Source organism: Paenibacillus sp. FJAT-27812 (assembly GCF_001273905.1).
Classification (GTDB): Bacteria; Bacillota; Bacilli; order Paenibacillales; family Paenibacillaceae; genus Pristimantibacillus.
Genome location: NZ_LIGH01000001.1, coordinates 6,718,322 through 6,730,569, shown reverse-complemented (window position 1 = coordinate 6,730,569; position 12,248 = coordinate 6,718,322). Strand labels below are relative to the sequence as shown.

General features: G+C 47.4%; 12 protein-coding genes and 1 pseudogene. 12 read left to right on the top strand and 1 reads right to left on the bottom strand.

The window, feature by feature from the left end:
• Positions 1 to 92: 92 nt before the first annotated feature.
• The 6 genes from hemE (at position 93) to ADU23_RS28960 (ending at position 6,663) form a co-directional block, all read left to right on the top strand.
• Positions 93 to 1,163, top strand: coding sequence for a uroporphyrinogen decarboxylase (gene hemE, locus ADU23_RS28985; RefSeq protein WP_053376937.1), 1,071 nt, complete (start codon positions 93 to 95; stop codon positions 1,161 to 1,163).
• Positions 1,156 to 2,109, top strand: a complete 954-nt coding sequence (gene hemH, locus ADU23_RS28980) for a ferrochelatase (RefSeq protein ID WP_053376936.1) — start codon at positions 1,156 to 1,158, stop codon at positions 2,107 to 2,109. The genes hemE and hemH overlap by 8 nt, the downstream gene beginning before the upstream one ends.
• Before the next feature lie 5 nt (positions 2,110 to 2,114).
• The gene (gene hemG / locus ADU23_RS28975; protein WP_157266007.1) at positions 2,115 to 3,563 is read left to right on the top strand and encodes a protoporphyrinogen oxidase; all 1,449 of its coding nucleotides are present in this window, start codon (positions 2,115 to 2,117) and stop codon (positions 3,561 to 3,563) included.
• Between the two features lie 101 nt (positions 3,564 to 3,664).
• Positions 3,665 to 4,978 carry a CapA family protein gene (locus tag ADU23_RS28970; RefSeq protein ID WP_053376934.1) on the top strand — a complete coding sequence of 438 codons (1,314 nt, stop codon included), beginning with the start codon at positions 3,665 to 3,667 and terminating at the stop codon, positions 4,976 to 4,978.
• A gap of 30 nt (positions 4,979 to 5,008) precedes the next feature.
• Positions 5,009 to 5,749 (top strand): glycerophosphodiester phosphodiesterase, encoded by a 741-nt coding sequence (locus ADU23_RS28965; RefSeq protein WP_053376933.1) that lies wholly within the window; start codon positions 5,009 to 5,011, stop codon positions 5,747 to 5,749.
• A gap of 50 nt (positions 5,750 to 5,799) precedes the next feature.
• Entirely contained in the window at positions 5,800 to 6,663 is an 864-nt protein-coding gene (locus tag ADU23_RS28960; protein ID WP_053376932.1) for a DUF92 domain-containing protein, read from the top strand.
• Positions 6,664 to 6,733: 70 nt separating this feature from the next.
• Here ADU23_RS28960 and dapA read toward each other — a convergent pair whose 3' ends face one another.
• Positions 6,734 to 7,618: a 4-hydroxy-tetrahydrodipicolinate synthase gene (dapA, locus tag ADU23_RS28955; protein ID WP_053376931.1), complete on the bottom strand. Its 885-nt coding sequence runs from the start codon at positions 7,616 to 7,618 to the stop codon at positions 6,734 to 6,736.
• Positions 7,619 to 7,731: 113 nt separating this feature from the next.
• On the opposite strand from dapA, the gene ADU23_RS28950 reads away from it, so the two are divergent.
• The 6 genes and pseudogenes from ADU23_RS28950 (at position 7,732) to ADU23_RS28925 (ending at position 12,183) form a co-directional block, all read left to right on the top strand.
• The gene (locus tag ADU23_RS28950; protein ID WP_053376930.1) at positions 7,732 to 8,610 is read left to right on the top strand and encodes a LysR family transcriptional regulator; all 879 of its coding nucleotides are present in this window, start codon (positions 7,732 to 7,734) and stop codon (positions 8,608 to 8,610) included.
• A 259-nt stretch (positions 8,611 to 8,869) separates the two neighbouring features.
• The gene (locus ADU23_RS28945; protein WP_053376929.1) at positions 8,870 to 9,307 is read left to right on the top strand and encodes a hypothetical protein; all 438 of its coding nucleotides are present in this window, start codon (positions 8,870 to 8,872) and stop codon (positions 9,305 to 9,307) included.
• Positions 9,308 to 9,526: 219 nt separating this feature from the next.
• Entirely contained in the window at positions 9,527 to 10,078 is a 552-nt protein-coding gene (locus tag ADU23_RS28940; protein ID WP_053376928.1) for a hypothetical protein, read from the top strand.
• Between the two features lie 243 nt (positions 10,079 to 10,321).
• Positions 10,322 to 10,786 carry a pentapeptide repeat-containing protein gene (locus tag ADU23_RS28935; RefSeq protein ID WP_157266005.1) on the top strand — a complete coding sequence of 155 codons (465 nt, stop codon included), beginning with the start codon at positions 10,322 to 10,324 and terminating at the stop codon, positions 10,784 to 10,786.
• A 238-nt stretch (positions 10,787 to 11,024) separates the two neighbouring features.
• Positions 11,025 to 11,716, top strand: a pseudogene (locus tag ADU23_RS28930) (class I SAM-dependent methyltransferase).
• Positions 11,717 to 11,835: 119 nt separating this feature from the next.
• Positions 11,836 to 12,183 (top strand): VOC family protein, encoded by a 348-nt coding sequence (locus ADU23_RS28925; RefSeq protein ID WP_053376927.1) that lies wholly within the window; start codon positions 11,836 to 11,838, stop codon positions 12,181 to 12,183.
• Positions 12,184 to 12,248: the final 65 nt, after the last annotated feature.

Genomic DNA, 12,248 nt, shown 5'->3' with positions numbered 1-12,248 from the left:
TGTCATAGGAAGTCGATTGGCGGCGGTTGTTAGGTTTGATGAAAAAGGGCATAATGGAAACATAGGAAAATACATAGAAATGGGGAACGGGAATGTCTTATAACGACCGTTTCATACGGGCTTGCCGGAAGGAACACGTAGATCAAATACCTGTATGGTACATGCGACAAGCAGGAAGATACGATCCTGATTACCGCAAAATAAAAGAAAAATATTCATTGCTTGAAATCTGCAAGCAGCCGGAATTGGCGGCGGAAGTTACGATGATGCCGATTCGGAAGCTGGGCGTGGACGCCGCTATTTTATATTCGGACATTATGAATCCTGTCGCTTCGATCGGCATCGATTTTGATATCGTTGCGAATATCGGCCCGGTTATCGCGAATCCGATCCGTACTGCTGCTGACGTTGAACGTCTGAAGCCTATTGACGTGGAAGGCGATCTTGGCCATGTTATCGAAACGATTCGTATACTAGACCGTGAGCTGGAGGTTCCGCTTATTACGTTTGCGGGTGCGCCATTCACGATTGCGAGCTATTTAATTGAAGGAAGGCCTTCAAAAAACTATTTGCGGACGAAAGAAATGATGTACAGCGAGCCTGAGCTATGGCATGAGCTGATGCGCAAGCTTGGCGATATGGTCATTACTTATTTGCGTGCGCATATGGCTGCTGGCGGCAAGGCATTTCAATTGTTTGACAGCTGGGTGGGCGCATTGACGCCTGCCGATTTCCGTAAATTCGTGCTGCCTACAATCGAGCGGATTTTTGCGGAGCTTTCGGATTTGCCGCAGCCGAAAATCTATTTTCCAGGCGTAAGCTCCGGTGAACTGCTGCCTGAGCTGCATCAAGTGAAAGCGAATGTGATCGGTCTTGATTGGCGTGTATCGATCGCGGAAGGCCGCCGCAGACTGGATAACGGATTTGGCGTGCAAGGCAATCTGGACCCTACGATTTTGACAGCGCCGATTAGCGTTATTGAAGAGTATGCGAAAGAAATTATCGATAGCGGCATTGAGGAGCCAGGCTTTATTTTCAACCTGGGCCATGGCTTGTTCCCAGAAGCATCAATAGAGAAGCTGGCTGAGTTGACCACATTTGTTCAATCTTACTCAAGGAAAGCAATCGCGGCACGCAGCCAAAAGGAGGCAAGTCATGTCTGAGCATAAAGCGAAACAAATCGGCGTACTCGTTATGTCCTATGGAACGCCGGAGTCCATGGATGACGTGGAAACGTATTACACGCATATCAGACGCGGCAACGCTCCAACGCCTGAGCTGCTTGCCGAGCTCAAAGGCCGTTATGAAGCGATCGTGGGCGGGGTTTTCCCGCTGCGTGAAAATACGAACGGACAAGTAGCCGGTCTTCAGGACAAGCTGGAGCAGCTCGCGCCAGGCGTGTTCGCTTGTTACCAGGGCTTAAAGCATGCAAAGCCGTATATTGAAGACGGCGTGGAGCAAATGGCGAAAGACGGCATTACACGGGCAGTAGGCATCGTGCTGGCGCCACATTTCTCGACGATGAGCGTAGGCAGCTACATGAAGCGTGCAGAAGAGAAAGCGAAGGAGCTAGGCATTGCGATGACTTTCGTCAAGCAGTACCATATGCATCCGAAGCTGCTTCAAGCGCTAACGGATCGTGTGGCTGCTGGGTTAGACAGACTTGCCGCCGCTACGGATGGGGAAGAAAAGGTGAAGGTGCTATTCAGCGCCCACAGCTTGCCCGTGAAGATTCGTGAGCTTGGCGATCCTTACGAGCAGCAATTGCTTGAAACTTCAGCAGCGGTAGCGAAAGCGGCTAATGTGAAGGATTGGCAGTTTACTTGGCAAAGTGCGGGCCGGACAAGGGAGCCTTGGCTCGGACCGGATATTTTGGAAACATTGCCGGTGCTTGCAGAGGAAGGCGTCAAAGCGGTACTCGTAGCTCCAGTGGGCTTCGTGTCCGATCACTTAGAAGTATTGTATGACCTTGATATTGAAGCGCAGGCCGCTGCAAAGCAGCTTGACATGACTCTAGATCGAATTGCGATGCTTAATCGCGATCCATTATATATGGAAACATTGGCAGAATCGGTCATCGAGGCTTTGGACAGCCAAGGGAAGGAATGAATGAGATGCGGAGAATCGGAAACCCTGATCGAATTGTCATTATTGGCGGAGGGATCAGCGGACTGAGCTCCGCTTTTTATTTGCAGCGGGAAGCGGAGCGGCAAGGCAAGGAGATAGATATAACCATCGTAGACGGTGCTCCTGCCTTTGGCGGAAAAATTAATACGCTGCAGCGTGACGGGTTCGTCATCGAGAAAGGGCCGGATTCTTTTTTGGCGCGCAAGCTGGCCATTATTGATCTGGCAACGGAGTTAGGGCTTGAGGACGAGCTGACGGCTACTAATCCGGGAGCGAAAAAAACGTATATTTTGCATGAGCGCAAGCTGTTCCCGATGCCGCAAGGCCTCGTACTCGGTATCCCTACAGAGATCGGGCCTTTCGTCAAGACGGGCTTATTGTCATGGGGCGGCAAGCTGCGCGCATTGCAGGATTTGGTGCTGCCAGTTCGCAAAGAACAGAGCGACGAGTCGCTTGGCGGTTTCCTGGAGAGACGGGTTGGCAATCAAGTGATGCGCCGAATCGCCGAGCCGCTGCTTGCGGGCATTTATGCAGGTGATTTGAAAAAGCTGAGCTTGCAGGCAACCTTTCCGCAGTTTGCGGCAGCGGAGCGCAAGCACGGCAGCCTTATTCGCGGCATGATGTTTAACCGCAAGGCCGGTGCGGCTGCGGGCGCACTGCCTGCCGCAGCGAAGGGAGGCACTTTCCTGACGTTTAAAGGCGGCTTGTCCACGCTCATTAAGGCACTAGACAAAGCGTTAAGCGGCGCGCAAAGACGACTGGGCACGAAGGTGACGGAAATAAGACGAAATGACGGATACCGCTCATCCGAGCAGAGTGAAGAGGCTCGTTATGAGGTTGTGCTGGATAGCGGAGAGAGGCTGCCGGCTGATCGAATAGTGATGACCGCCCCTGCCTATGACGCAGCGGAGCTGCTTGAGCCGTTGACGGATTGCCGCGAGCTGCGGGCGATTAATTATGTATCGGTAGCCAATGTGGTGCTGGCGTTCAATAAATCGACGTTCGGCCTTGATTTTGACGGATCAGGATTCGTGGTGCCTCGCTCGGAGGGGCTTCATATAACGGCATGCACCTGGACATCGAACAAATGGCTGCACACAAGCCCAAGCGATAAAGTGCTGCTGCGCTGCTATGTTGGCCGGTCTGGACAAGAGGAAAGCGTGAAATTGCCAGATGCTCAGCTGATAAAAGCGGTACGGCGCGATATCGAAGAAACGATGGGCATTAAAGCTGAGCCTGAGTTTGTGGAAATTACGAGACTTCCGCGCTCGATGCCGCAATATCCGGTGGGACATCTATCGAATATGAAGCAGCTTCGGGAACGTTTTGAACGAGATTTGCCTGGCGTTTGGATTACGGGCGCGGCATTTGACGGCGTGGGACTTCCGGATTGCATACGGCAAGGCAAGGAAGCTGCGCAAGCTATTTTAAAATAAGATACGCGATTTTGTTTCCCCATGGAAGGTGGAACCTTGCTATAATGGAAGAGTCTGACGATTGACGGACTACTAACTTTATCGTAGAGGAGCCATCTTCCATGCACGTATCACGGTCCGAAACGCATCAGCAGGACAAGCTTAAACGAAAAAAAAGGCTTAGAAGACTCTTAATCGTAAATTTCACGCTTCTTGGTGTCATCATAGTTGTGCTAGGCGCATGGCTTGCCGCAGCGAATTCAGATAAGCTTGCAGATCTGTTCGATTTTGCCGGGAGTGGCAAGAAGGAGCAAGCTGAGGCGGCGAAGCCTAGCTCGGATGGAGCCGACAAGGGTGATAAACCCGCCGATGAGGCGGTAACTCCAGCGGATGAAACGAATGACGGAAGCGATGATGGCAGTACCAATGCAGCGCCTGATAATGAAAATGACGAAACCGCTGTTATACCGGAATCATCCCCAGCAAGTGATGAGGAACGAATCAGCCTCTCCTTCGTCGGTGACCTCTTGATCGCTGATTATGTGAGCGCGATCACGGCACGCGAGGGTTATGATTTTTTGTATAAGCCTGCTCTACTATACTTAAGCGAGCCTGATCTTACGGCTGGCAATTTAGAATTTCCTGTCACAACTAGAGGCATTCCGGTCGAAGGCACGCCTTATGTGTTCAAAGGCTCGCCGGATGTGCTGCCGTCGATACGCGATGCGGGCTTCGATGTGATGAGCCTTGCCAATAATCATGCGCTTGACCAAGGTATTGAGGGCATGCAAGATACGATGAAGCATTTGGATGATGCAGGAATATCGCATATGGGTGCGGGCAATAACGATACAGAGGCGTATGCTCCCGTTATCAAAGAGGTGCGGGGCATTAAGGTAGCCTATGTCGGCATTAGTAAAGTGATACCTTTTGGTTCATGGAAAGCGGATAAAAACACGCCTGGTTTAGCCGAGAGCTACGATATTAACCGTGCAACTGCCGCTATTAAGAAAGCGAAGGAGCAGGCGGATATCGTTGTCGTGATGGTACACTGGGGCAAAGAGCGCGTGGATCAGCCGGAGCCATATCAGAAGGATTATGGGAGGCAATATATTGATGCAGGAGCGGATCTTGTCATCGGAAGCCATCCGCATGTGCTGCAAGGCTTTGAAATGTATAAAGGCAAATGGATTGCATACAGTTTAGGAAACTTTATTTTTAGTTCGTATCCAAAGGAAACGGCGGGTGAGACTGGGGTACTGGATGCGCTGTGCACAAAAAGCGGCGATTGCGAGATGACCTTCCATCCGATGTTTACGGTGAATGCGCAGCCGACACCGCTTGAAGCGGAAGCGGGGAAAGCGCTGCTCGATCGTTTATCTTCCATTTCTTTTGGCGTGAAGCTTGAAGCGGATGGCAGGATTGTTTCTAAATAAATGGATACTCGTTGAAAGGATGACCGCTTAATGAGAAATCCGTGCGTAGCGCACCGAGGCTGGTCTAGCCGCGCGCCGGAAAATACGATGGCTGCTATTAGGCTTGCGATCGCTGATCCCGATGTAGAATGGATAGAGATTGACGTTCATCTGTCGAAGGACCATATCCCCGTAGTCATCCATGATTACACGCTTCGCAGAACGACGAACGGCAAAGGCGATGTAAAAAGCAAAACCGCTGCAGAGATTACATCTCTGGATGCGGGCAATTGGTTTTCGCAAAAGTATCAAGGGGAACGGGTTCCAACGCTCGATCAGGTGCTTAAGGAAGCGGTCGGTTATTGCAAGCTTAATATTGAACTGAAGACGGATGGCGTTCGGTATCCGTTGATTGAGGAAAAGGTGCTGGAATGCATACAAGCCTACAATGCGGAGAAGGAAGTTGTCATCACCTCTTTTCATGAAGGGGCGTTGTACCGCATGCGCAAGCTCTCCAGCCAAATACGTACCGGACTTATAATTGACGGCTGGCGCAATACGCTGCCGAAGGAGCTTAAGGAGCTAGGCTCAGATTTTCTTTCCATCGGTTATTCGCGTTTAAACAAGGAACGTATAGCCATGCTGAAGAGCGCTGGCATTCAGGTAATGGCTTGGACGATCAACGAGAAGCGGGCCATTCGGAAGGCTGCTGAACTTGATCCTGATTTGATGATTTGCACCAACTATCCGGAGCGCTGGCATGAGGCACGTTTGAAGAGTGTGAATAGATAGAGGGATAGCTCTTACTTCGGTTGATGCAAAAGCAGGAGGTTGCTCGTTAGATGGTTGGATTGTTGGACGAATGGTGGTTAAGACTGTTTGCCGGTTTAATCGGAAGCGGTCTTATTGCTGCAGCTGCTTACCGTGCGCGCTCATTGTCCGCTTCGGGCGCTTGGTCGGCGATCATAATGGGGACCGGCTTCGTTACGCTGGGCGAGCCGGTTTGGTTCGGTTTATTGATCGGTTTTTTTGTGTCTTCGACGTTATGGTCGAAGTGGAAGCGGAAGCATCGTGCCAAGGCATCGGCAGAAGCCAAATACGAGAAGACCGGCCGCCGCGATGCCGGGCAAGTATGGGCTAACGGCGGCGTGGGCTTGCTCTTATGCGCCGCCAATGCGCTGTGGCCGGATCAAGGCTGGCTATTCGCGTACATCGGCGTGATGGCTGCCGTGAACGCGGATACTTGGGCCACCGAGATCGGGGCCTTAAGCAAGACGGCGCCGCGATCGGTGACGAGCGGCAAGCCGGTAGTTGCTGGAACGAGCGGCGGAGTCACGCCGCTCGGCAGCGCAGCAGCGCTCGCAGGCGCCGTGTTCATCGGCGCCGTTGCCGCGCTGCTGCTGGCGGCCCCGCAGCCTGCAGAGGCTGCTGCGGGTACGCCTGGCGGCGGGCTGGCGGCGGCATACATCGCCGCCGCGGCCGCCGCCGGCCTGGCCGGTGCCTTCGCCGACTCCTTGCTCGGCGCAACGGGCCAGGCCATGTATCGCTGCCGGGTATGCGGCAGCGAAACCGAGCGCGCCGCGCATTGCGGCAGCGCGGCGGAGAAAGTGCGCGGCTTCGCCTGGCTGAACAACGACAGGGTGAACCTGCTGTCGTCGCTGTTTGCAGGCGCGCTAGCATGGGCCATCGGTCAACTGCTTCTATGACCGTGGCGAATAACCTTTCATTCTAAGACTGCCCGAGATGATGTCTAATCCCGGTCAGTCTTTTTTTATGCTACAGCAATTGCTCCAATTGAACTTGCAGCTCCTCGGTAATAGAAACCATCGGCAGGCGCAGAGTATCAGATGAGATGATCCCTTGCCTTGCAAGCATCCATTTTAAAGGCGACGGATTGGATTCTTGGAATAGTTTTTGGATTAAGGGAGTCAGGGAATCAAATAGCTGTTTAGCTTTAAGGTAATTCGCGCTGCTGCCGCTGCTCGCAAGCCGAATGACTTCGATAAACGCGTCCGTTTGCACATTCGCTGAAGCGAGGATTCCGCCAGAGGCACCAAGTGCCAGCAGTTCAAGCAAATAAATATCCTCCCCGCACAGAATAGGTTTCGCAACGCGGCTTTTCAATTCCGTAATGAGCTGAGTCCCGCCGGAGCTGTCTTTTAAACCGATTACCCCTTCTATATCCAAAATTTTTCGCATCGTATCAGCGGTTAGCCGAATTCCGGTACGGGCAGGCACCTCATAAGCAATGACGGGCACGCCGACTTGCGCAACCCTCCGAAAGTGTTCAACGATCCCTTCCTGCGATGGGCGGCTGTAATAGGGCGTCACGACGAGGACGGCATCAGCGCCTAGTTGTCCTGCCGCTTCTGTCCGTTTGACGGTAGAGAGAGTATGATTCGTGCCTGTACCGATGATAAACGGCATCTGTTTGTTAACGCCAATCAGGCTTTCTTTTGTGGCATATACGAGCGATTCCACCTCCTCCCATGAGACGGCAGGCGATTCTCCTGTGGTCCCGTTAATGATTAACCCTTGGATTTCATGTGCGCATAACATTTGTAAATATCGGCGATACGAATCCAAGTCCAGCTCCTCGTTCGTGTTGAATGGTGTAATAACCGGCACAAAAATACCTTTTAAATCTGCTTCCTTTAACATCGTCTTACCTCCTAGTGATCGTTGTGACTTTACTTTAGCATGGCATTTCGTATCAGTGTTATCTATAATAATTGATGAACAGTATCAATAATAATGATGAGGCGGCGAAAAATATGGAGTTGGTTTATTTTCAAACGTTCCGCGAGGTCGCCTTGCGCCAAAGCTTTACAAGGGCGGCCGAGGAGCTTGGTTATGCGCAGTCAAGCGTTACGACGCAGATCCAAAAGCTGGAGCGGGCATATGGTGTCCAGCTGTTTGAACGGTTTGGCAGAGGCCTTCGGCTTACCTCTGCGGGTGAAGAGCTGCTGAAGATAGCCGTTCAAATGCTCGAACTCTATCAGCAATCCAAAGAAAGGTTGACGGAGCAAGGCGGGGGAGCCATCTCGATCGGGACGATTGATTCCTTGGCTTCTTATTATCTGCCGCCTTTAATCCAGCAAATTCGGCATAAATATGCCGAACTTGCCATTCGGCTTCAACCCGACCGAGAGTCCGTTATCGTCAACAAAGTAAAGGAAGGCGAAATGGACATCGGGCTCCTATTGGAAAACAAACCTTCCGATCCAGCGCTTACCTGGATTACGATTAAAGAAGAGCCTCTCGTTCTGATTGCTAGTCCAAATCACCCTTTGACGAAGCTAGGAGAAGTAGCGCTTGCCCATTTAAATGGGGCGGAGTGGATTATGGCGGAAGCGAGCTGTAATTATCGCATGATGCTGGAGAAGGTACTGCGGGCAAATGGGATAACCTATCGAATCGGCTTGGAGCTTGGTAACCCGGAAGCGATAAAAAGATGCGTGATGGCTGGCTCAGGAATCGCTCTTTTGCCTAAAATGGCCGTTGAAGAGGAGATTAGGCGGGGAGAACTGGCAGATCTTTTTTTCCGACATGCGGACATCCGTTTGGATTTGCAGTTAGTATTTCACCCTAAGAAGTGGATGTCTCATTCACTGCTTGCGTTTATTGAGATGTTGAAGATGACGGCGGGGTAATGCAAGCGGTCGGCTAGTCTTCTAAAACCTATTGATAGTACAAAGCATATGCATATCTTTTCAACTGTGAAAATTTTGATGGCATAAGGATAGACCGGTATATGGCCAATAAGCCACCTAAACGCTAAAAGCCTTGTAGGTCGAATTTACTTACAAATTTTTCATATTGAGCCTTTTTTACTATTTTTAAATTTACAATATTAGTATATTATTGAAAATGAAGTATACTTCAAAAACTTATTGGGAGGTAGTTTACTTAATGTTAAGTCGTTTCAAAAAGAAAATGATTGCTTCAGTATTAGCCTTTTCGTTATTGATAGGTGCACTAATTGCACCTGCTGCTGCTTTTGCAGCAAATTCAAAAACCGGACCAGTTGTGGCTACTCAGGTCACAGTTGTGTCTGGATCTAATGCTGCAGGAGGATATCAAACAAATAACCTCATCTCGAATGTTATTAAAAAGGCAATTACTGCTGCATTACGTTATGGAGGCTCCTACCTTGGAAAGATACTTGAAAAATTAAGCCCCTCAGCAGGAAAATTCGTAACTAAATATTCTACAAAAATTGCAGATTTTCTTGACTCTATTACGAACTGGCAGGAAAATATTATTGCAACAGGACTCGTTGCGATTGGAATACCTCCTGCAGAAGCATACGAAATTGCTAAAGTCGTTGTTTGGCTTGCTGGAATATAAGCCCTTATAGTGTTTCTAAATCTTAACCTTGACCTGTTATAACTAAAACCAGTGATTTGTATTATTTTTTATATCGCTTAACATATGATGTAAAATAGTGGTATTATTAATGATGAATTACAAGGCGCTGGTTTTAGTTAGGTCATTGATTTATATCATAATAACTTTCACGAATGCTTGATAACCCTATTACTTCTTTATATCAGGTGGTAAAACGATATGAATCCAAACTACTTACTATTACTTTCGTTACTACTTCTATTATTCATGAGTATGAACATTCTCATAAGATATATTGCACGTAGAGATCAAGAAGAAATACCTCCATTAAGCGTAAGAATATGGTTGATTCCAACCCTCTCCATATTTATTGTTTTCCCAATTATAGGATTTGCGTATTTGTATGGATTGTTTTTTAAGTACTTTGCAGAATCAGGCGGATTGCTTGAATTCAGCAAAACAGGAGGAGTTTTTACTTTTTCTTTAGTTGTTATGCTAGGGTTCATTTTTTTTGAAACTTTAGTGCATCCCATTATTTTTGCTTTTTTTAGGTATAAGCTGAAAAAAGAAATGTCGATATATACAAAGCAAGTGGTTAGTATTGTGATTGACAGTCTAATCATTTATTTTTTTGCCAACACCGTTTTTGGTGTTTATATTAAAGATTTTTATGCTGCTATTTCTATCTCTGTGTTCTACCATATTATTCAATGGATATTTATTGGGATCTATAAGTGTTACAAAAGATTTTATGGATCTAGACATTTATAATCCTGATTTTATTATAGTTCATAAGATTAACGATAATTGTGAGAACCAATTGTCTTCTTATAAAAATATTCAACAATTGAGAAGATCCATGTCGCTGTGGGTGTAGCTCTTTTCACCAGTTTTATTTGTTCATCCATAACGGGAAATGTCAGGCATAGAAAACTTTTCTTGAAACTGATAGATATTCAACATTCACGGCATCATAATAAGATAGAAACTATTCATTTAAAAGGAGAAATTCAAATGACAAAGGTAACCTACCAAAACGATGATATATCCGGTTCGCGATTTGTTGAGGTGAAAGCGGAGGCATTGCATTTTGACAATGTAAGCTTGGCAGGGACACAAATAAAAAATGCTAATCTAAGCGGCGTGGTTTTTCACGATGTGAACATGTCCAGAACGAGCATTTCAGATGCTAACCTAACGGAGACCAAAATCAAAGATGCGAATCTAAGTCATTTGAAGATTGATCATGTCCATTTATTTGGCGCTGAATTTCAAAATGTAGTGCTTCCCAAGCCAGGTGATGGGAATTACGATGCGGAAGAAAAGTATAAACCAATTAGCTTTCAAAATTCCGATCTCAGAAATATTCGGTTGCAAAATTGTAATTTAACGAATATGGATATTAGTGATTGTGATATTACAGGCGTAACGATTAACGGTTACTCTCTCGAGGAGTTAATCAAAAATATCAAAATTTAAACAACATAATAAAAAAGCCCGATCAACGGAGCGTATTTTATACGTATAATCATTCTCTACTATTTCCAATAGATTACCAAGAGCTTATGTTAATTAAATCATGGAATGAAAGCGAGTGATTATAGTGGGAGCCATTAAATCCGCGTACGAAGCAGTAATTTTCGAGGTACGTAAGGGATAATCATTTTAGTTACCCTTTCGTGCACACAAAACAAGCACACACGGAGGGAAATCATTTATGTCATTTAGTTATTACGGCGAGCTTTGTACAGAAGTATATGACCTAACCAAATCTATTGGACAGTCCTTTAATGGAGATATTCAATATTATCAGGAAAGACTGAAATCTGTCCGGGGCCCGATTCTTGAGGCGATGGTTGGTTCTGGACGCGTCCTCATTCCGCTGCTCGAGTCTGGTCTTCTAGTCGATGGAGTAGATTACTCGCATGAAATGTTAAGCTCCTGTCAGCAACGATGCGAAGCGAGGGGTTTAAAAACGAACTTGTATCATGCGGATTTAAAGGATCTTGCTCTGCCTGGAAAATATGAGGCAATTATTGTTCCGGCTGGATCATTTCTGCTAATCGAGAATCGTGAAGAAGCAATCGAGGTTTTAAAACGATTTTATGATCATCTGGAAGTTGGCGGCAGGCTTATTTTGGACTTGTTCTTGCCGGATAACGACTACAATAGCTCGGATCTAGGGAAGTGGAGCGCTTCTGCTATCAATCACTTGCCAAATGGCGTAACGGTGAGCTCGTTCAAACGGAATTGCAGCGTTTTGCATTGCGGTGGTATGGGGTGGAAGAATTTAAGTGCATGTTGGAAAACGTAGGTTTTGTCGATGTATCGATTTCCGCTGATTTCGAGTATGGAAAACGACCAAGCCACGCCAAAGAGAAGTTCGTGTATGAGGCATCCAGAAAATAAATCGATCTAACGAGACAAATTGCGACTAAAGAAGTAGAGAATGGTTACTGCATTGTACGGACGCTCTCTTTAATAAAATCCTTTATGATAGGTAAATAAAGGATTGGAGGCGATAGCTGATGGAGATCAGAGAAACGGGTATTATTCTTTTTTGCGAGGATTATGAATCCGTATTGGCGTTTTATTCTGAAAAGCTGGGGATGAAAGTGCGTCAGCGCAGTAAGGAGTTAGCTACTCTTGATTTTGGAGGCAGTTATCTGATGCTTGAAGAAGAGGGATTTGCCTCCGACAAAGAAAAAAAAAGATCGCAAAACCCGACGGTCATCCGGTTCAACGTAAACAACTTTGATTCATCCGTATCAGAGCTAATGGCACGTGGAGTGCAGGTTAAGGTAGAGAGCTTCGATTGGGGTACGATCGGCATCGTTATTGACCCCGAAGGAAACCGGATTGAATTAAAGGATTAGGCGGTAGGAAGGCAATATTGAAGGGGCAGCTGAATGGCTTGCTCCTTCTTTTTGATGGTTAAAAG